At 35.6% G+C, this 22418-nt stretch carries 20 protein-coding genes; all 20 read left to right on the forward strand.

The annotated features are described in order from the left end of the window. Window positions 1-3 precede the first annotated feature (3 nt). The 20 genes from BACPLE_RS04255 to BACPLE_RS04350 all read left to right on the forward strand — a co-directional run bounded on the left by BACPLE_RS04255 (window position 4) and on the right by BACPLE_RS04350 (window position 22395). Entirely contained in the window at window positions 4-1116 is a 1113-nt protein-coding gene (locus BACPLE_RS04255) for a nucleotidyltransferase domain-containing protein (RefSeq protein ID WP_081458099.1), read from the forward strand. A 7-nt stretch (window positions 1117-1123) separates the two neighbouring features. Then, window positions 1124-2743 carry an ABC transporter ATP-binding protein gene (locus tag BACPLE_RS04260; protein WP_007559267.1) on the forward strand — a complete coding sequence of 540 codons (1620 nt, stop codon included), beginning with the start codon at window positions 1124-1126 and terminating at the stop codon, window positions 2741-2743. 27 nt (window positions 2744-2770) lie between these two features. Continuing rightward, window positions 2771-4681 carry a UDP-N-acetylglucosamine 4,6-dehydratase family protein gene (locus BACPLE_RS04265; RefSeq protein WP_007559268.1) on the forward strand — a complete coding sequence of 637 codons (1911 nt, stop codon included), beginning with the start codon at window positions 2771-2773 and terminating at the stop codon, window positions 4679-4681. Window positions 4682-4708: 27 nt separating this feature from the next. Continuing rightward, complete coding sequence (locus BACPLE_RS04270) at window positions 4709-6244, forward strand: lipopolysaccharide biosynthesis protein (RefSeq protein ID WP_007559269.1); 1536 nt, start codon at window positions 4709-4711, stop codon at window positions 6242-6244. A 234-nt stretch (window positions 6245-6478) separates the two neighbouring features. Then, entirely contained in the window at window positions 6479-7456 is a 978-nt protein-coding gene (locus BACPLE_RS04275; RefSeq protein WP_040312440.1) for a glycosyltransferase family 2 protein, read from the forward strand. Then, window positions 7453-8466, forward strand: coding sequence for a glycosyltransferase family 2 protein (locus BACPLE_RS04280; protein WP_007559274.1), 1014 nt, complete (start codon window positions 7453-7455; stop codon window positions 8464-8466). Before BACPLE_RS04275 ends, BACPLE_RS04280 begins: the two co-directional genes overlap by 4 nt. Then, window positions 8463-9620: a polysaccharide pyruvyl transferase family protein gene (locus tag BACPLE_RS04285; protein ID WP_007559275.1), complete on the forward strand. Its 1158-nt coding sequence runs from the start codon at window positions 8463-8465 to the stop codon at window positions 9618-9620. Before BACPLE_RS04280 ends, BACPLE_RS04285 begins: the two co-directional genes overlap by 4 nt. Window positions 9621-9630: 10 nt before the next feature. Then, window positions 9631-10686: a glycosyltransferase family 2 protein gene (locus tag BACPLE_RS04290; RefSeq protein ID WP_007559276.1), complete on the forward strand. Its 1056-nt coding sequence runs from the start codon at window positions 9631-9633 to the stop codon at window positions 10684-10686. Between the two features lie 6 nt (window positions 10687-10692). After that, the gene (locus BACPLE_RS04295; protein WP_007559277.1) at window positions 10693-11898 is read left to right on the forward strand and encodes a glycosyltransferase; all 1206 of its coding nucleotides are present in this window, start codon (window positions 10693-10695) and stop codon (window positions 11896-11898) included. 11 nt (window positions 11899-11909) lie between these two features. Beyond that, complete coding sequence (locus BACPLE_RS04300; RefSeq protein ID WP_007559278.1) at window positions 11910-12602, forward strand: glycosyltransferase family 32 protein; 693 nt, start codon at window positions 11910-11912, stop codon at window positions 12600-12602. A gap of 11 nt (window positions 12603-12613) precedes the next feature. Next, a complete protein-coding gene (locus tag BACPLE_RS04305; RefSeq protein WP_007559279.1) occupies window positions 12614-13687 on the forward strand; it encodes an EpsG family protein in 1074 nt (357 codons plus the stop codon). Between the two features lie 16 nt (window positions 13688-13703). Beyond that, complete coding sequence (locus tag BACPLE_RS04310) at window positions 13704-14603, forward strand: glycosyltransferase family 2 protein (RefSeq protein ID WP_007559280.1); 900 nt, start codon at window positions 13704-13706, stop codon at window positions 14601-14603. Next, window positions 14600-15727, forward strand: coding sequence for a glycosyltransferase (locus BACPLE_RS04315; RefSeq protein WP_007559281.1), 1128 nt, complete (start codon window positions 14600-14602; stop codon window positions 15725-15727). The genes BACPLE_RS04310 and BACPLE_RS04315 overlap by 4 nt, the downstream gene beginning before the upstream one ends. A 3-nt stretch (window positions 15728-15730) precedes the next feature. Beyond that, window positions 15731-16756 carry a glycosyltransferase family 2 protein gene (locus tag BACPLE_RS04320; protein ID WP_007559283.1) on the forward strand — a complete coding sequence of 342 codons (1026 nt, stop codon included), beginning with the start codon at window positions 15731-15733 and terminating at the stop codon, window positions 16754-16756. Between the two features lie 4 nt (window positions 16757-16760). Further along, window positions 16761-17756 carry a glycosyltransferase family 2 protein gene (locus BACPLE_RS04325; protein WP_007559285.1) on the forward strand — a complete coding sequence of 332 codons (996 nt, stop codon included), beginning with the start codon at window positions 16761-16763 and terminating at the stop codon, window positions 17754-17756. Next, the gene (locus tag BACPLE_RS04330; RefSeq protein ID WP_007559288.1) at window positions 17753-18898 is read left to right on the forward strand and encodes a glycosyltransferase family 4 protein; all 1146 of its coding nucleotides are present in this window, start codon (window positions 17753-17755) and stop codon (window positions 18896-18898) included. Before BACPLE_RS04325 ends, BACPLE_RS04330 begins: the two co-directional genes overlap by 4 nt. Further along, complete coding sequence (locus BACPLE_RS04335; protein ID WP_007559290.1) at window positions 18870-20039, forward strand: glycosyltransferase family 4 protein; 1170 nt, start codon at window positions 18870-18872, stop codon at window positions 20037-20039. Before BACPLE_RS04330 ends, BACPLE_RS04335 begins: the two co-directional genes overlap by 29 nt. Before the next feature lie 119 nt (window positions 20040-20158). Further along, complete coding sequence (locus BACPLE_RS04340) at window positions 20159-20767, forward strand: sugar transferase (RefSeq protein ID WP_007559292.1); 609 nt, start codon at window positions 20159-20161, stop codon at window positions 20765-20767. Between the two features lie 7 nt (window positions 20768-20774). Beyond that, window positions 20775-21743 (forward strand): ATP-grasp domain-containing protein, encoded by a 969-nt coding sequence (locus BACPLE_RS04345; RefSeq protein ID WP_040312442.1) that lies wholly within the window; start codon window positions 20775-20777, stop codon window positions 21741-21743. Then, on the forward strand, window positions 21733-22395 hold the full coding sequence (locus BACPLE_RS04350; RefSeq protein WP_007559296.1) for an HAD family hydrolase: 663 nt from the start codon (window positions 21733-21735) through the stop codon (window positions 22393-22395). The genes BACPLE_RS04345 and BACPLE_RS04350 overlap by 11 nt, the downstream gene beginning before the upstream one ends. The last annotated feature ends 23 nt before the right edge of the window (window positions 22396-22418 follow it).

The following is a 22418-nucleotide window of genomic DNA, read 5'->3' on the forward strand; positions in this document are numbered from 1 at the left end:
AATATGAGTTATTTGCAATTACCAGACCCTTTAGTATTTAATGCTTTTCGCGAATTATTATGCTGTGGATTATGGAATCGATCTCCAAAAGAAGTTTTATTTCATAAGCTAAATCAAACTCATTGGCAGTTAATTATGAGACTTTCCATAGACCAAGCAGTAAATGGAATCGTCTTTTCTGCTGTAGATCTACTTCCTGAAGAATTACGTCCTAACAAATCTCTTTACCTACAATGGTTTGCCCAAGTTCAACAAATAAAATCGTATAACCGTCATCTGCGTAAAACATGGGCTGAATTATGTGACGTACTACGCCTGAACGAATTGGAACCTGTATTAATGAAAGGGCTTGGAGCTTCAACTTGGTATCCAGATCCTTTATTACGGCGCCAGGGCGATTTAGATGTATATATTCCTTACAATTATGACAAAGCTATAGAAGTCATGATGCTGAAAGCCCAATTAGCACACTACGGCGACGAGCATGACGTATTTTCTTTTCATGGAGTAACAGTAGAGCTTCACCGAAACGGAGTTTATGGTTTGAATGGCAAAGATGTTATCAGTATAGAAGATGAGTACGGATACTATACCATACCCAACAATGAACATAATGCTGTTTTATTACTACAGCATGCAGCCAAACATTACTTTTATGTAGGGCTCGGATTACGCCATTTATGTGATTGGGCATTATTTTTAGCTCAAAATTCAGAGAAAACCAATTTTGACTATGTAATAACTCAGGCGCACCAAAAAGGATTTGCCCGTTTTACAAAAGTCTTCACCCATTTAGCTGTTTCTTTCCTTGAGATGCCCACTCAATATGTGTTTTTTCAGAATAACTCTAAACTCTCCAAAGAGGCTGATTTTTTGCTCCGTCAAATCATATGTATTGGCGATTTCAGTAAAGGGCAATGGCAAACTTCAAAACATATCTTCAGCAACAAACGCTCTTTCTTTTCATCACTTGTAGACATAGCCACTTATTATTATCGCGGTTTAATACGTTTATGGGGAGGATATCGTTGGTATCCTCAAATGGCCCGAACCAAAATGCTTGAATCTTTTTCAAACAGTTTTAACTTTATCAAATATAAATTTTCTCATAAATAGCAACTTTATGCATAGAATAACAAAGTATTGGTACCAATTAATAAAGAAATATTATGCATCTATATTATTTATCTCAGTGATAGGTGCAGTAGATGTAGCTTTATCACTAAGTACCATTACTTTGTCTAAACGTTTAATAGATACGGCCACTGGAGTACAAAGCGGAAGCCTTTTAACAGTATTGGCCATATTTAGTGTAATCATTCTAACATCTATTTTACTCGATGCCATTATTTCCGCTTTTAAGGTACGATTCAATACTAAGTTGGTCAACAGTTTACGCTCAGATATTTTTACGCATTTGATGAGAGCTGAGTGGCAGAAACTACAAAATTTCCACAGTGGCGATATCATGACACGTATAAGCTCTGATATAAATGAAATAAAATCTCTACTATCAGGTACGATGCCAGATTTAGTTGCCATACTTCTTAAATTAGGAGGAGGTTATATTATGCTTTACACAATGGATGCGCAACTTGCATTGATCCTACTTGTATTGATTCCAGGAGCCATCATTATCAGTAAGATTTATTTCAAAAAAATGCGTCATTACTCTCGCCTGATAAAAGAATCCAACAGCAAAGTTCACCTTTTTTTTCAGGAATCGATACAAAATTACGGAATGGCAAAAGCTCTCCGTCTAGAAGGAATGTTCAAGAAAATATTAAATGAACGACAAACTGACTACAGAGAAAAAATAAAAAAACAGAATATATTATCACTATTCTCAAGAGGCATACTGTCAATTGGTTTCTCATTTGGATATTTACTCGTCTTTGGATGGAGCGCTTATCGACTTCAACAAGGAGAGATTACATTTGGCACAATGACTGCCTTTTTACAATTAGTTAACACAATCCAAGCACCAGCACTAGCATTGCTTTACACTGTACCAACCTTTATATCAGCCTATACTTCTACAGAACGCATAATAGAGCTCCAAAATCTTCCAGAAGAAAAAAGAAGCGGAAAAGGTATACTACTTCCAGATTTAAAGCAAATAGATATCTGCAATGTATCATATTCTTATGTAAACAGCAAACAAATATTAAAAGACTGTTCCGTTTCCTTCCATAGAGGAACTATGACCGCCCTAGTAGGAGAAACGGGCTGTGGAAAAACAACCCTTATCCGCCTAATATTGGCACTCATGCCAGTAGAAAAAGGAGAAATAATATTACGCACCGAAACAGATGAATATCAAGCATCTGTAGATACTCGGGTAAATTTTTCTTATGTACCCCAGCAAAGTTGCCTATTTTCAGGAACAATTCGGGACAATTTACGAATGGGAAAAGCAAATGCAACTGACGAAGAAATCACCAATGCTTTACAGAAAGCTGCAGCTAATTTTGTTTTCCAATTACCAGACGGAATAAATACGATGTTGAAAGAAGGTGGGCGAGGCCTATCAGGCGGACAAATACAACGACTAGCCATTGCCCGAGCTCTATTACATCCTTCTCCTGTACTTTTACTAGATGAAATAACCTCTTCTTTAGATGAAGAAACAGAAAAAGATATTGTTCAGTCACTTAAACAACTTGCTCCTGAAAAAATCATTATCTTTGTCACCCATAAAATTCAAGTAGCAGCTGCATGTGATTACGTATATAAAATGTAAAATTATCAAATAAAAAAATCAAATAAAATGAACCAAAGTAAATTCTTTGCTAAAATTTCACAGATGCAATATGCTAGCCAATGGCTCGTATTTGCATGTGATTTTTTCCTTGCGTTATTATCTACATTTCTAACGGCATTGTTGATTGTTCATTTGTGGAAAATAGAAAATTACAATGAACTATTTAGCAAATTGATAGCCTTCAGCATATTATCTAGCACTATAGGCATTCTATCCTTCAAAACATACAAAGGGCTTATACGTCATTCCTCTTTAACAGAAGCAGGCAGACTTGCTTCAGCCAACATACTGCGTTTTATACTATCCTTATTTTTATACATTTTTTTATTAGAAGATTGTCCATATTGGATGGCAATACTAATAAGTTTACTAGATTTGGGCATGGTATTTTTTCTTCAAACCTCATTCCGTTCTGTTGTTGTAGCAGTATATTGGAGAGCAGTTCATCAATCCAGTAATATAGGACGTGAAATGTTGATTTGTATCGATGAACAGTCGATGGAACGATTTGGATTCTTAAATGCGGTAAGTTTCAGTGGCTATCACGTTACTGGTTATGTACGCTATGGAGAGCCTGGAAAAATGCGCATGAGCGATTTACAAGTCTATTCAGTAGAATCCCAAGAGGAATTTAATACTCTTATTAAATCACGTGGAATTCAGGCTGTTTTGTTCCCTAGCCAAGAAATGTTACAAACAGAAAGTGAACGTTTATTACGCTTTGCCAACCGAGCTATGGTTCGTTCATTGTTACTCCCAGCTGCAGATGAAATCAAAAAAGGGAAATCAGTTATCTCTGCCTTGCCAGAAGTACGTATCGAGGACTTATTAGGACGTGACGAAATAAAAATTAACCTAGTAGAAATTATCAACCAGCTTAAAGGCAAGGTGGTACTGGTAACAGGAGCTGCAGGTTCTATTGGCAGTGAACTTTGTCGCCAGCTCTGCACATTCGGATTAAAACGACTAATCTTATTTGACAATGCAGAGACCCCCATGCATAATATCCGATTAGAACTGGAAGAAACATTTCCCAATATGGACTTGATACCAGTCATAGGAGACGTACGTATGATTAATCGTCTGGAAATGTTATTCAAACGTTATAAACCGCAATATATATTCCATGCTGCCGCTTACAAACATGTCCCATTAATGGAGGAAAATCCATGTGAGGCAGTTTATACAAATGTATATGGCACCCGCAATGTAGCAGAAATGGCTGTAAAATATGATGTAGAAAAATTCATTATGATTTCTACGGATAAAGCAGTAAATCCAACTAACGTAATGGGAGCTTCCAAACGTTTAGCCGAAATTTATGTACAGAGCTTAAGCATCTCTATCAGCAAAGGAGTTATTGAGGGGAAAACACGGTTCATTACAACCCGTTTTGGTAATGTATTGGGCAGTAATGGTTCTGTCATTCCCCGATTCAGGAAGCAGCTGGAAAAAGGAGGCCCTTTAACGGTAACCCACCCAGACATCATACGCTACTTCATGACTATTCCCGAAGCCTGCCGCCTTGTACTGGAAGCTGCTTATTTGGGACAAGGTGATGAAATCTTTGTGTTTGATATGGGTACTCCCGTAAAAATAGCCGACTTGGCACGCAGAATGATAGAATTATCCGGTATGATTCCTGACAAAGACATAGACATCATCTATACAGGACTGCGCCCAGGAGAAAAGTTATATGAGGAGTTGCTGGCTACTAAAGAAAATACGCTTCCCACAGAAAATAAGAAAATTTTCCGTGCGCAAGTACGTGAATATGATTACCAAACTATTTGTAAGGAATATGATATACTGACTGACTACGCTCTTCAGGTACGTAAAATGGATACTGTACAAATGATGAAAAAAATTGTCCCCGAATTCAAAAGCCGCAATTCCATTTACGAAGAATTAGACTGAGAGTAAATTAAACGAAGATTAGTAAAAATGAGTTCTACAGGAAGTAATAAAAGGATAGCAAAGAACACTCTACTACTATATGTACGCATGGGGATTACCATGCTAATATCTCTCTATACTTCACGAATTGTATTACAAGTACTTGGAGTAAATGATTATGGTATATATAGCGTAGTGGGAGGTATTACAGCCATGTTTACCTTTATTAATGGCAGTCTTAGTGGAGCCACTTCCCGCTTCTTAACTTATGAGCTAGGAACAGGAAACATGAATCAGCTCAATAAAACATTTAGCGCAGCAATAGTTAACCATTTTATCCTAGCACTAATTATACTCTTACTATGTGAAACTATCGGTTTATGGTTTCTTGCCTATAAATTGGTCATCCCTGCCGAACGCATGTTTGCAGCCCATTGGCTATACCAATTCTCTGTATTTTCCACTATACTTGGAATCATGCAGGTACCATTTGGCGCATTAATTATGGCACACGAAAAAATGGGAGTATACGCCTACTTATCAATTGTGGAGGTAACATTAAAGTTATTACTTGTTTTCACACTTCCCATCATACCAATGGACAAACTCATCTTCTGGAGCCTGGGAGGAACATGTATTAGTTTTCTCTATACTATTTTTAATTATATTTATTGTCTCCGGCATTTTGAAGAATCACATTACCGTTTCCATAAAGATATTATTCTATATAAACAAATGTTCTCCTATTCCTTTTGGGATTTTTTAGGAAATATGTCCACTCTTGCGCAAGGACAAGGACTAAACATGCTATTGAATATATTTTTCGGGCCAGCCGTAAACGCCGCCCGAGGAATTGCCATGACAGTACAAGGTGCCGTCGTACAATTCTCTAGTAACTTTGTTATTGCATCTAAACCCCAGATTATTAAACTTTATGCAGAAGGTAACATCAAAGAAATGATGTCTCTCGTTTATGCGTCAAGTTGCCTTGCGTTCTATTTATTATACATCTTTGCTCTTCCTCTTTGCCTGGAATTAGACTATGTACTGACACTATGGTTAGGAGAATATCCGGAAAATACAGTTCAGTTTACTATTTGGATTTTACTGAACAGTTTGTTATGGAGTTTAAAATCATCGCGCATTACAGCTATGCATGCTACGGGGAAAATCAAATTATCTAATTTAACAGTAGGAGTTATGTTGTGTATGACATTTCCCATATCATATGTATTCTTAACCTGGGGATATCCTCCTTTATCTGTTTTCATTATCACAGTTATCATGACTTTCTCAGCCGAAATGGTCGCTTGCCTGGTATTACGTAAATATTTAGATTTTTCTCTAGTGAATTACTTAGCGAACGTGTACGGACGCTCTTTTCTAGTAGCCGTATTATCTTTACTCCCTGTTTATGCCGTTCATGAATCAATGTCCAGCGGATTTATACGCTTAGTGGCTGTAACAGCCACATCTATTATCAGCATATCCTCCATCGCTTTTTATTGTGGCTTTACCATTACTATAAGAAACCAAATAAAAGATGTCATAAAAAACAAACTCATAAAATTTAAAGGTAAATAAAATATATATAATCAAATAGCGTTCATGACTGCTTACAATTATATGTATCATAGCCCTAAATAGGCTCTTGTTTCAGACAATGTATTAACATAAATAAAAATAACCTTAAGGAAAAAAGAACAACAATACAAATTCAAAATTTAATAAAAATACCCAGTCATAAAATATATTCATTTTATAAAATAAATATATTAGCGTTTTCACACATCTTAATATATAAACGTATTCATGCCTATGTCAGCTTTAATTTCTGTAATTGTTCCTGTCTATAAAGTAGAACCATACTTACATCGTTGTGTAGAAAGCATATTGAAGCAAACCTATACAAATCTGGAAATAATATTGGTTGATGACGGTTCTCCTGATAAATGTGGAGAAATCTGTGATGAACTTGCCAGCACTGATAAACGCATACAAGTCATACATCAAAAAAACAAAGGACTATCAGGAGCTCGAAACAGCGGACTGAATATCGCCACAGGTGAATACATTGCATTTGTAGACAGTGATGACTGCCTTCATCCAGAAATGTATAAAAGACTATATGAAGACATTTGCCTCCACAATGTAAAATTAGCCTTTTGTCAGGCAAACATGTGCCATGGAGAAGTTATCAAGGTTACATGTAACCAACCCACCGTATGTAAAGAAAAAAACTATGTCATGTATCGCAGCTTATCAGAATCTATCTGGTGGGCAGCATGGACGAAACTCTATCACCGTTCTTTATTGGAAAATATTCGGTTTCCTGAAGGACGAACCAATGAAGATTATGCGGTCATGATGCTCATTTATGACCAATGCGAACAAATTGCCATCAATTTCAACCGGCTCTATAATTACTGCATACGTGAAAACAGTATTTGTACATCTTCTCTGAACATACATAAATTTGACCAACTAATCAGTGCAGAAGAAGTACTTATATACATAAAAGAAAGACATCCAGAATTTAAAAAATTCGCAGAAGCAATATTAATGTCTTCTTGCTTAGGGTTGCTGCATGCTCTACATAAAGAGGACAAAAAAAAAGACTTCACAGCACAAGAGAAAAAAATCTATCAACTAATACAGAAATATTTTTCTACGGCTATTTGGAATAACAAAATTCTAACCAAACAACGCATATTACTTTTGGCAGCACGTATTCATCCTACTATTTACAAACGTTGCATTACTTTATATGAACATATAAAAAATCAGAAGAAATGACTCCTACCCTATCTATCATTATCCCAGTTTATAATAAAGAGCAATATATTGTACGATGTTTATCTTCTATTCTGGAACAATCGTACTCAGACTTTGAAATCATCGTCATTAATGATGGTTCCAAAGACTTCTCCGGTTCTCTTATAGAAGGTATAGCTCGTTATGAAAAAAGAATACATTATTATAAATTTGAGAATGCAGGAGTTTCTGTAGCAAGGAATAGAGGCATTGCATTGGCAAAGGGAACTTATATTATGTTTATAGATGCAGATGACTGGATAGATAAAGGGTATTTAAAAAATATCATGAATAAAGTAGAAAAATCATCTGCTGATTTATATATTTGGGGGATTACAAAAGATTTCGAAGACAGAACCCATAGGGTATGGCTACCTTATATGTGTGGATATTATTCAGTTATAGATTTCTTACGTAATTTTATTCAAGAACAATATGAAAGTCATCGTGGATTATACGGCTATATTTCCAACAAGCTATTGAAACGAGATATTGTAGAGAAATGGAATATCCGTTTTAAAGAAACATTAAAATTAATGGAAGACTACGATTTCTTTCTTACTTATTACGAGTATTGCAAAGATGTTATACTTTTTGATGAAATAGGTTATCACTATGTCGCAGGAACAGAATTTTCTTCAGGAAAACGTATCAAAAAAACAGACTTCATCTCTATCATAGATATTCATAGAAAGTGTCTGAACTTACTGAAAAATAAGAATGCACTAACAAGCCAAAATGAGAATATGTTGTTGAGTGCCATCAAGAATATTGCATTTGCTGTTTTTTGGGAGATGACTCCTATATGTAGAAAAGAAATAAAAGAAGCATTAAAAAACCTATTATCTAGGCCAGAGGTATTAAAATCTTTCAACGAAACTAATTCCCAAAAAGAAAAGCTGCTAGCAAAAATGATTACTCAAAAAAATGAATGGGGATTATTCTGGTTTACACATTGCTGGAGAATTTATTTAAAACTAAGAAGATTATGAAAATAACATTATATGCTCATGGAGGCAGTGCTAATCACGGATGTGAAGCACTAGTACGTTCTACTATTAAAGTATTAAAGAAAAATGAAACGGAATTCTCATTACTGTCAGAACAGCCTCAAGAAGATTTATACTATGGCATAAATCAAATAACAACGGTTAATAATGCCAAGGATGATTTACCACATGGGATAAGCAAATTGCCCTATCTGATATTAATGAAGTTACGAAAAGATGACAGTGTATATTATGAAGCCATATATCGACATTTCACTCATAAAATAGGTAATACAGATTGGGCGCTAGCTATTGGAGGAGACAATTACTGCTATACAGGATTTCCAGAACAATATGCCTTATTAAACAAAAAACTCCATGCCGCTCACATACATACGGCCTTATGGGGATGCTCTATCGACCCATTTCGTATAAACAGTAAGATGGAAGAAGACTTACGATTATACAATCTAATTACAGTTCGCGAAAGCATCACATACCAAGCTTTAAAAGAACGACAGATTCCTAATATACATTGGGTACCAGATACAGCTTTTGTATTAGACAAAATAGAGAAACCTTTACCCGAAGGATTTGAAGAAGGAAATACGGTAGGTATTAACGTAAGCCCGCTTATTTTAAATCACGAAAGCAACCAAGGTATTACACTAAAGAATTATGAAAAACTAATCGACTTTATTTTGTCCCGTACACAAATGCAGATAGCATTAATACCTCATGTCGTATGGAGCCACAATGATGACCGAAAACCTCTTACCTGCCTATACGAACACTATAAAGATACAAATAGGGTGATACTTTTAGATGACCATAATTCCATGGAACTAAAAGGCTACATTGCACGATGCCGATTTTTGGTTGCAGCAAGGACACACGCATCTATTGCAGGATACTCGGAGAAGGTTCCTACACTGGTTGTCGGATATTCTGTCAAAGCAAAAGGCATAGCAATGGATTTATTTGGTACCGATGAAAACTATGTAATACCTGTTTCATCGCTCAGCCAACCCGATACCTTGACAAAACACTTCGAATGGCTAATGAAAATGGAAGATAAAATCCGAAACTATTATGATGTTCGTTTACCTAATTACATTTCAGAGATAAGTAAGCTGGACAGCTTGTTAAAAAAATAAAATTTAAAAGATGAAAAACTACAAAGTAAGTATCATTACCTGTCTATACAATGTCAGCCGTTTTCTGCCTGCAGGACTAGATTGCTTGTTAAACCAAACTTATCCAAACTTGGAAATTATTATCATCGATGATGGCTCTACGGATGACTCGGTTGAGAAATGCCGTAAAGTCGCAGCCCATGATGCAAGGATAAAAATCTACAGCAAAGAGAATGGAGGTTTAGGCAGTGCACGCAACTGGGGACTTGATTACGCTACAGGAGATTTCATTTACTTTTACGATGTAGATGACCGTATTGAACTTACCTTGGTGGAACGCAACGTACAATTAATGGATAAACACAACTTGGATTTGATTATTTTTGGGTTCTATGTATATGATGAAAAGTTCCATACCACAGATTCTTTGCAATTTCAGGAAACTCTAATCGAATCTAATGAGAAGTTGCGAGGCATCTACATGGACAAGCTCTTGTTAGTACGCTATGGAAATGGATTTGCATGGAATAAATTTTATCGCCGCTCTTTTATTGAAGCGCACCATCTTCGTTTTGAGAATCAGCGCATCCAGCAAGATGAGGTGTTTAACCTGAAGTTCTACCCTAAACTACAAAGGGTATATCTCTCACCAGATATTTTATATCATTACTTTATCTATGATACAGGAAATACTCGATCACGATTTATCCCAGACCGTTATGAGATTTACTTATCTATATTCCAACATCTTATGACATTTTCTAAAGAATGGGGAATTCAGGATGAACGCTTCAAACAATACGCCTATTCACGCTTCTATGCAGGAATAACTAATTCCATTTTATACAATGCATTTCATCCTAATGCCCCTTATTCTAATGTTGAACGGAAAAAGGATATTTTGCGAATATTGCAAAAAGAAGAAGTGCGTGAATGTCTTTCCTATATCCAAGAGAACCAACCAATGGGAATTGAAACATATTTATATTGGAGAGCATTCACCCAAATGTCCTATAGACAAATTGTTTTGTGGAAGAATTTATTTAATACACTAAGGTTATTAAAACAAAAAATGTTCAGGAAGTAGTTAATTATGGAAGAGAAAAAAAGAATCTTTATAGCAATTCATTATATGGAAATAGGGGGTGCCGAACGCAGTCTTCTAGGATTGCTGAATGCCTTTGATACCTCTCATTACGAAGTAGATTTATTTCTATATAGCCATCGTGGTGAGTTTATGCCATTAATTCCTGAGAAAATACATTTACTCCCAGAAATTGCCACATATGCATCTTTAGAGAAACCAATTGTACAAATTCTAAAAGAAGGACATTGGCTGATTGCAGGCGCACGATTATGGGCCAAGTGGAAATGCGCACACTATAGAAAACATCACCCTGTAAAGAATGATGCATCCATTTTTCAATATGTAGCTAATACTACAACTCGTTTTTTACCATCCTTAAGAAAATATGGAGAGTATGATTTGGCTATCAGTTTCCTAACTCCCCATAACATTGTACTTAAGAAGGTGAATGCTAAGAAAAAAATAGCATGGATTCACACAGATTATTCTTATATTCAGGTAAATGCGGCCATCGAACTTCCCGTTTGGTCGGGTTATGACTACATTGCCTCCATCTCAGAGGCTGTAACAGAATCATTTCTGCGCGTATTCCCTTCACTGAAAAATAAGATTGTATTGATTGAAAATATACTTTCCCCTTCTTTCATTCGACAGCAAGCCGATATGGAAAATGTAAGCAAAGAAATGGAAGTTCCTGCAAATGCCATCAAATTCTGTTCAGTAGGAAGATTTACAGATGCCAAAAACTTTGACAACGTTCCTTGGATTCTAAAAGAAATACGTACACAAGGAACAGATGCCTACTGGTTCATTGTGGGATATGGAGGTGACGAAGCACTCATACGCAACCAAATCCAAAAAGCTAACATGGAAAAATACGTAATTCTGCTTGGAAAAAAGACAAACCCCTATCCATATATAAAAAATTGTGACTTTTATATCCAACCTTCACGCTATGAAGGAAAAGCAGTGACAGTTAGAGAGGCTCAAATTTTGCATAAACCAGTTATTATTACGAACTTTGCCACATCGCGCAGTCAATTAAAAGATGGAATAGATGGAGCCATTGTACCACTTGACATTTCTGGATGTGCAAAAGCATTGATCAATATTGTATTAAATAAAGAAAAACAAGCACAATGGATACAAAATATGCAATTATTTAATTATGGGAATGAATCAGAGGTATACAAACTCTACAAACTTATTTAAAAGAAAAATTTATGATACCAAAAATTATTCATTATTGTTGGTTTGGGGGAAAAGATAAACCCAAAGAAGTTTTACGCTGCATCACTTCATGGAAAAAATATTGTCCTGATTATCAAATTAAAGAGTGGAATGAAACAAATTTCAACATTCATTCTTGCCGTTATACAGAAGAAGCTTATCAAAACAAAAAATGGGCTTTTGTAAGTGACGTTGCACGTGTACATGCTTTATGTACTGAAGGAGGTATATACATGGATACAGATGTAGAAGTGATTCGCCCTTTAAATGAATTATTATCCTATAAAGGCTTTTTAGGTTTTGAAGGAACACAATGGATTGCAACCAACATCATAGGAGCTGAGAAAGAGAATATTGTATTAACACAATTCTTAAAAGCATATCAACATAAAAGCTTTGTGCAGCAAGATGGTTCTTTAGACTTAACCACTAACGTAGAAGAATTAACTGCATTACTTACTCAAAAATATGCATTGAAATTAAATGGGAAGAGACAAATAGCAGGTGACTTTGAAATATTCCCAACAGACCATTTTTCACCCTATGATTATATAACAGGAAAACTTAACTCAACCTATAATACATATACAATCCATTGGTTCTCACAAACATGGATTCCAAGAAATCCATGGAAGAAAAAAATTATGCAATGGTACCATCGCCTATTGGGGATTAAAATGAAATAATAATTTAGCCTATGTTTGACTTTATAGCACCTGCATCTTATTTTCCTTTTTTTTTACACCTCATACTCTTATTGGTGTGCATCAAATGTGGCAGACTGTCCAGTTCCGACAAAGGTTTATTCTTGCTAGTCACCATTTTCCTAATTCTGTTTCTAGGAAACAGACAATTGAGTGGAGCCTATTTCGGAGATACCTCCAACTATGCAAGAAACTTTGCAAGAATGAAAAACTATGTATATTACAAACCTGGCACAGAATATGTATTCAACTACCTAATGTACGGTTTTGCCAGATTTGGACTTTCAGTCACAGATTTTTTTACATTTGTTGCAACAGTTTATGTAGGATGCTCAGCATGGGCTTGTCAACGCATGTTCAAGGAACAAGGTTATTTAGCATTTCTTTTAGTATTAGGGGCTTTTTCATTCTTTTCATATGGAACCAATGGAATACGTAATGGAATGGCTGCTGCAGTTATGATGCTAGCTCTAAGTTTTCTAGAAAACAAAAAATGGATTGCAATCCTCATTGCTCTTATTTCCATAAATATACACAACTCCATGATGCTCCCATTATTTTCTGCAATAGTCTGTTTGTTTTACAATAACAGTAAAAATTATTTCTACTTTTGGCTATTCTCCATTGTGCTTTCTGTAATAGCCGGTGGACCTATTTCTAATTTCTTCTTATCATTGGGAATTGTAGAAGACGATCGCCTTACCGGTTATATTGCAGGAACTACAACTGATCAATTTTCCAGTACGGGTTTCCGATGGGATTTTCTGATGTATAGCTGTATACCGATATTGGTAGGTTTCTACTATACTGTTAAACGAGGATTTGAAGATAAAACCTATCAATTTATACTGAATACTTACATTCTAGCAAATAGTTTCTGGGTAATGGTGATTCGAGCGAATTATTCTAATCGATTTGCCTACTTATCCTGGTTCTTATATGGTATTGTATTAATCTATCCTTTTCTGAAATGTGAGGATGTACCAGGACGTATCGACAAAATACGAATGGCACTCTTCGGAAATGTTACGTTTACTTACATCATGTGGTTAATGGGAAAATGTTAAATGAAACTATACAAATATGAAACCAACACTTACAATATTTACACCAGCATACAATCGAGCACATACAATTGGCCGTACTTACAAAAGTCTTTGCCAGCAAACCTCCAAAGATTTTTGCTGGCTGATTATAGATGACGGTTCTTCTGACAATACAAAAGAATTAGTTAAAGGTTGGATAAAAGAAAACAAAATTCCAATACAATACATTTACCAAGCCAACCAAGGTATGCATGGAGCACATAACACGGCATATCATCACATTGACACAGAATTGAACACTTGCATTGACTCCGACGATTATATGCCTGAAAATGCAGTTGAAATCATTGTCAATTTCTGGAAAAAATACGGTTCTGAGAAATATGCTGGTATCATCGGACTTGATAAGGCTGACGGAGGAGATATTATCGGAACAAGATTTCCACTAGCTATGAAAGAAACCACCTTAGGGGGATTTTATGCACAAGGAGGAAAAGGAGACAAAAAAATGGTATACCGAACTGATGTGATTCGCCAATACCCAGATTATCCGATCTTCAAAGGTGAAAAATATGTCAGTCTAGGATATAAATACCAGTTAATTGACCAAGACTATACCTTATTAACTATCAACAAACCATTAGTTATAGTAGAATACCAGCAAGACGGTTCAAGCATGAACATGTACAGACAATACTGGAATAACCCACGGGGATTTGCATTTATTCGAAAAGTAGACATGCAACTTTCCCCTTCCTGGAAACGAAAATTTGAAGCTTGTATTCATTATGTGTCTAGTTCTATCCGCACTAAAAACTGGAAGTTTATTCAAGAATCTCCCAGCCCCTTTCTCACCATACTAGCTATCTTCCCAGGATTATTGCTTTATGGACTAACCCGCTACAAAGTAAAAACGAATAAAAAGTTTAAAATATGAGTGAACCTATTAGAGTTTTAAACCTTTTCACCATCATGAACCGTGGTGGTGCAGAAACAATGGTGATGAACTATTATCGTCAGCTGGATAAAAGCAAGATACAGTTCGACTTTATGGTACACCGTCAAGAAAAAGGTGCATATGATGACGAAATAGAAGCTATGGGAGGGCGTATTTATCGAATGTGTCCTATTCAGCCTCAATATATACTTACTTATAAACGTCTATTAAAGGAGTTTTTCCACACACATACAGAATTCCAAATATTACATTCACATATGTCTGAATCGGGAGTATGGGCATTCAAAGAAGCCATAAAACATCAGATTCCTGTACGCATATGCCATGCACATAGTTCTCCTAACTTTAAAATGGAGAATTGGCTGGAAAGAGGAAAATCAATGATTCGTGAAGTCTGGGCAAAAGAAATGCGCCACCTCGCAACTGACTTCTTTGTCTGCAGTAAATCCGCCGGAGAATGGTTATTCGGAAAACAGAACGAGTATCGTTTTGTAATGATGAATAATGCCATTAATGCAGCTGCATTTGCTTACAGCCAAACCGAAAGTGAACAGAAAAAACAAGAGATGAACTGGAATGGAAAGATTGTGATTGGTCACGTCGGACGACTCATCCAGATTAAGAATCAATCTTTCCTGATAGATATTTTCCAGCTCTTCCATCAGAAATATCCTGAAAGTATTTTAGTCCTAATCGGTGACGGAGAGGAGAAAAAAAAATTAGAAGCTAAAACCCATAGGCTAGGAATCAGCAATTCCGTACAGTTCCTTGGTATGAGAGCAGATACTTGCAGCTTATACAAGGCACTCGACTTATTCGTATTTCCCTCCCTCTACGAAGGGCTACCTGTCTCCTTAATAGAAGCACAAGCTGCAGGATTACCATGCATTACATCTGACACATTTTCTAAGCAAGCCCGAATTTTGCCCAGCTATATTGCCCTCTCTTTGCAAGACAAACCAGAAATATGGGTTGAGCAAATGGAAAAGTCATTGCTTTTAGAACGAAAAGATACTAGAAAAGAAATTATCGAAGCCGGTTTTGACATTGAAGCAAATGCTGAGTGGTTAACTCAATATTATATAAATCGTTTAAAAAGCTAGCTTATGAAATATCCTCTTATCTCCATTATCGTACCAGTATATAATGTGGAGCAATTCTTACCTATGTGTATTGACAGTTTGCTGGCACAGAGCTATCCCTACCTAGAAATATTAGCTGTTAACGATGGTAGCCAAGATCAGTCAGCAGAAATTCTAAAAGAATACGCCCAAAAAGATAGACGTTTAAAGTTCTTCAATAAAAAGAACTCAGGGGTATCAGACACTCGAAATTTTGCACTAGCACAAGCAAAGGGAGACTACGTAATGTTTGTAGATGCAGATGACTGGCTTGATAACTCTACTCTAGAAGAATGTATAAATGCGATAAAAGATGCAGATGTATGTTTCTTTCCCTATATCCGTGAATTTTTAAATCACTCATTACTGAAACAGCTGTTTGACAAGAATTACACTTTTAATGCTGAAGAATGTCAAGAACTCCAACGAAGAATGATTGGCCCAATAGGAAAAGAACTAGCACACCCAGAAATGCTGGATTCATTAGGTACAATATGGGGAAAACTTTATCGAAAAGAGGTTCTCAATGAAATAAAATTTATTGATTTAAAAATTATTGGAACAGCAGAAGATACTCTCTACAACTGTATGGTTTTTCGGAATGTAAAGAAAGCTGTATATTTAAACACTCCTTTCTACCATTACCGAAAATTCAACATCCAAGCAGAAACCAAGCAATATAAGCCTAGCTTGCCTCAACAATGGAACCAATTGTTTAACTATATCGGTAGCACCATCCTAAACAAGGAGGGAGAGCAAGCTTTATCTAATCGAATAGCGCTCAGCATCATTGGATTAGGGCTGAACGAGTGTCTTTCTGCACATTCCTTTCAAGAAAAAAAACATAGAATTAATGAGATTATCCTACAACCACATTATACAGAAGCATACCATATACTTAGTCTTTCATATTTTCCATTCCACTGGAAGTTGTTTTTCTACGCAACCAAACATCGTATAAACAACTTACTCATCTTATTACTATTGTGTATAAAAAAAATAATATCTTAATACAATGATTAGTGTTATAGTTCCCATCTACAATGTCGCTGAGTATTTACCAGCATGTATTGAAAGCATTCTCAACCAAACATATAAAAACCTGGAAATCATATTAGTAGATGACGGTTCCTCCGATAAGTCTGGAGAAATATGTGACTACTATGTGAAAAGAGATACAAGATGCATAGTAATTCACCAATCCAACAAAGGTCTCTCGGAAGCAAGAAATGCAGGATTAGAATGTGCTACAGGAGAATACATCTCATTCATTGATGGAGATGACTATATCCATCCCAAAATGTTAGCAACTCTCTATGAAGCATTACAACAAGAAGACTATGATTTTTCAATGATTGCACATACACAAACATGGAATCACCATATCGAAAAAGAACCTAAAATGATAAACTCCATAATATTTGAGACTTCAGACCTAATGCAAGGATTGTATAATGTATCATCTAAAAAGATTTCTTTACCGGAATGTAACTTTCAAGCAGTTTGGAACAAATTATACAGAAGAAACCTTATCGGCTCATCAAGATTTATTACTATAGCTACTGAAGATACTGAATTTAACAATAAAATCTTCTTAAAAACCCAAAAAGCAATTTTTCTAGATCAGTGTCTGTATTATTGGGTACAAAGGCCATCTTCCATTACCCATCAATCAGTAAATAAAAATTTTATTGACCGGGCATACTCATACTTATTTTGCCTAAATCAAATTCCTAAAAACCATAAAGAATATAGAGCCTATTGCCTAGAAAAACTATATAAAACAGCCGTCAACGTTCAATATAGAGCAAGAAACACAGAAATCTATAATTATGCTGTAAAAACCGCAGAAGAGCTCAGAGTCAAAACGATTAACGAATTCATATCAAATACACATATTAATATATTTCACAAAATAAGTTTGCTTGTTTTCTACTATATTCCATTTACATATCATATTTTTATAAGACTACTCGAACTGAAACACCAACTAAATAATAAACAAAAATGAAAATCATATATTGTATAAACAGCATTCGAGGACTAGGGGGCATACAGCGTGTCACTTTAGTTAAAGCTAATGCTTTAGCTGAAGTAGCAGGAAATCAAGTTTATCTTATTGTCACAGATAACTGGCCGTACCATAAATTAATACATGAAATTTCTGATAAGATTACACTCATTCATCTGCCCATTAACTATTACGCAGATGATTATAAGTCAAAATTTCAAAGCTTGATTTCTAATGTGAAAATATTTAAGCACTGGAAGCTATTACAAAAGACCATCAATCAAATAAAACCAGATGTGATTATATCCGTAGGACAAAGCGAAAAATACATTCTACCATTCCTACATACAAAAGCGATTAAAATTAGAGAAATACATTTTAACTCCAACTACCGTGAGTTTACCTATCAAACAAAATGGATAGGAAAACTCTTACAATTCCTAGATTTTCATATCAACACTCACGGTTATGACAAAGTCATCCTACTAACAGAAGAAGATAAAAATGTTAATTTCGCTCACAACAAGAAATTTACGGCCATACATAATCCTTTAACAACAGGGAGACTGGAACATTATGAAAAGAGACAGAATAAAAATGTCATTGCAGTAGGCAGACTATCTCCCCAAAAGAACTTTACATCTCTCATCCGGGCATGGGCCTTAATTGCCACACAAATCCCAGATTGGCATTTAAACATCGTAGGTGAAGGCCCAGAGAGAGAAAAGTTACAGAATGAAATTTATCAATTACATTTAAAAGATTCTGTTACACTAAAAGGTTTTTCCAGTGAAGTTAATAAGGAACTAAAAGAATCCTCTATCAGCATAATATCCTCACTGTATGAAGGTTTTGCATTAGTAATCTTAGAAGCAATGGCTATGGGACTACCAGTCATCTCTTATCGTTTCCCATACGGTCCACAAGATATCATAGACCACGGCAAGAATGGATTCCTTGTCCCTAATCAAGACGAACAGGCTCTAGCAGCTCGCATTCTAGAACTAGTCCAAAATGAAGAGCTGCGTAATCGTATGGGCCAAGCAGCATTAAAACGTACCTATGATTTTGATATTTCATTAATTGTCCAAAAATGGATGACCCTATTTTACAATGAAACTCAACAAAAAAGAAGAAAATAACATGATAAAAAAGAAAATCATACGCATCTCTACTGTTCCCATTTCCTTGGAAAGTCTGCTAAAAGGACAATTGAAGATGCTAAATGAACATTATGAAGTAATAGCAGTATCTTCACCAGGAAAAGCTTTAGACACAGTCAGACAAAGAGAAGGGGTACGTACGATTGCAATCCCCATGGAGCGACGTATTTCTTTACTAAAAGACCTTTTCTCTCTAATCAGACTGATAATTCTTTTTCTACGTGAGCGTCCTGAAATGGTACATTCCATTACTCCCAAGGCAGGCTTGCTTTCCATGCTCGCTGCATGGATTACTCGGATACCTGTACGTATGCATACATTCACCGGGCTCATCTTCCCTACAGCAAGTGGGAAAATGCAGAAATTATTAATACTGACGGATAAACTCACTTGCGCATGTGCCACCCACATCAATCCAGAAGGTGAAGGTGTAAAACAAGATTTACAAAATTATCATATTACCCGCAAGCCTCTATACATACTTGCTAATGGTAATGTAAGTGGCATTGACATGAGTTACTACAATCGAACACCAGACATATTACAGGAAGCCCAAAAATATCGTCAAACTGGGTGCTTCACTTTTTGCTTTATAGGAAGGATAGTACGCGACAAAGGTATCAATGAATTAATATATGCCTTTCAACATTTATATCAACAATACCCTCATATTCAGCTACTTTTAGTAGGTCCTTTCGAACAAAAACTTGATCCGATAACTCCCGATGCAGAATATATGATTTTTCATCATCCGGCAATTCGCTTTATGGACTTCCAGCCTGATGTCCGCCCTTTTCTGGCAGCTTCCGATGCACTCGTTTTTCCAAGTTATAGAGAAGGATTTCCTAACGTTATACTTCAAGCTGGAGCAATGGGGTTACCTTCTATCGTGACTGACATCAATGGTTGCAATGAAATTATTATACCCCATAAAAATGGAATAATCATTCCTCCAAGAAATAAAACTGCTCTTTATTCCTCCATGGAATACTTCTTATCCCATCCAGAAGATGTCATGCACATGGCTTCACAAGCTCGAGAATTAGTTGCCGCACGCTATGACCAACATTTAGTGTGGGATGCATTATTGACTCAGTACAAACAGATATTAACGCAATAGAATCTATGTATTTATTTTTTTAGTAGCTTTACAGCGTTAATCTTTTTAAGACTAAAACAACTATTGATAAAAATAAATATACAATTATTCAAAAATCAAGCTTTAAACTATATAATTTTATGTACAAACATTGCATAAAAAGATTATTGGACTTTACAATTGCTCTAGCAACCTTACTTACAATAGGAATCATAATTATACTTGTAGCAATATGGTTATATTTAGCAAATAAAGGTGCTGGAGTTTTCTTCACACAAGATCGACCAGGGAAAAATGGTAAAATTTTTAAAGTCATCAAGTTCAAGACTATGACCGACGAACGCGATGCACAAGGGAATCTTCTTCCTGATGCAGTTCGTCTGACCAAAGTCGGGAAATTTGTACGCTCCACATCGATTGATGAATTACCTCAACTCATCAATGTTTTGAAAGGAGATATGGCATTAATTGGGCCACGCCCTTTATTACCTCAGTACCTGCCACTATATAGCAAAGAACAAGCCCGACGGCATGAAGTACGGCCAGGAATTACCGGATGGGCACAAGTAAACGGTCGAAACACAATTAGCTGGGAACGTAAATTTGAGTTGGATGTATGGTATGTAGACCATTGTTCTTTCTGGTTAGATCTAAAAATTCTCATCTTAACTATTAAGAAAGTTTTTATACGCGAAGGAATTTCTCAAGAGGGTCAAGCCACTATGGAATTTTTTAATGGACATAATTAACATAAAAATGAAAAATACAAATATCATTATTACGTCTGCAGGCAAACGAGTCACGCTTGTGCGCATGTTCCAAAAAGAACTGAAATCCATTTTTCCTGACTCCAAAGTATACACAACAGATATGAACCCTAGTATGGCACCTGCCGGAATAGTTTCCGACGGTTGTTTTGCCGTACCACGTGTAACTGATGCCAATTATATCAATGAACTAATACAAATCTGTGAAAAACATCAGATAGCTCTTATTATACCAACAATTGATACAGAGCTACTTGTACTAGCCTCTCACAAAAAAATGCTTGCTACCCACGGTATTACTACTATCGTTTCTGATCTTGATTTTGTAGCATCTTGCCGAGATAAACGTTGCACAATTAACCTGATGAACCGTCTGCATATCCGCATTCCCGAGCCGCGCGACAAGTATCATCCCGTATTTCCACTCTTTGCCAAACCATATGATGGTTCACTTAGTAAAGATTTATATGTGATTCATTCCAAAGAAGAACTAACTCCAGAAATAATGGAGCATCCTAAGCTAATTTTTATGGAGTACATTGATAAAAATGTTTACAAAGAATTTACTGTAGACATGTATTACGGAAAGGATCATCTGGTAAAATGTATTGTCCCTCGCGAACGACTAGAGATACGAGCTGGAGAAATCAATAAAGGTTTTACTCGTAAAAATTATTTAGTCAACTATTTAAAAGAACGAATGGGATATTTACCAGGAGTAATAGGTTGTATCTGTATTCAGCTATTTTACCGAGAAAGTGACAACGATGTAGTAGGAATAGAAATAAATCCCCGTTTTGGAGGAGGTTATCCTCTCTCTTATCATGCAAAAGCAAATTTCCAGCAGTACCTTATTCAAGAGTATCTACAAGGAGACACCATAGATTATTTTGAAGACTGGCTAGATAACACACTAATGTTACGTTATGATAGTGAAGTTGTAATATATGAAGAATAAATGGATTGTTGTCTTCGATTTAGATGACACACTATACAAAGAAATTGAATTCCTACAGTCAGCTTATTGCGATATAGCTTCTACCATCGAAGCTAAATTTAATAAACAAGGAGTATTATCTTTCATGATAAAAAGTTACCAACAAAAACAAGATGTTTTTCAGGAAGTTATAAATTACTATGAACTAACAATTGAGAAACAAGAACTTCTACACATGTATCGCACACACAAACCGAGAATATCTTTAATGAGAGAAATAAAAACAACATTAGAAACTTTACAGACTGAAGGGTGTATATTAGGGTTACTGACTGACGGTAGAAAAACAACTCAAAGAAACAAGATTGAAGCCCTAGGTCTACACAACCTTATCAACCAAAAAAACATCATTATTTCAGAAGAGTTCGGTTCAGAAAAACCGGCAAAGCGTAACTACGGATATTTCATGCAACATTATCCAAATAAAAAATATTGCTATGTAGGAGATAATGTGAAAAAAGATTTTGTAACTCCCAATACCCTAGGATGGGATACTATTTGTTTACTCGATGATGGAAGAAACATTCATTGCCAAGATTTTACAATAGGAACACAATTTCTACCTATGCATCGAATCAAATCATTTAAGGAATTACTCAAGATTATAGTATAAAAAATATTTTAAATCTTTACATT

Origin of the sequence: Phocaeicola plebeius DSM 17135 (genome assembly GCF_000187895.1) — a bacterium.
Taxonomy (GTDB): Bacteria; Bacteroidota; Bacteroidia; order Bacteroidales; family Bacteroidaceae; genus Phocaeicola; species Phocaeicola plebeius.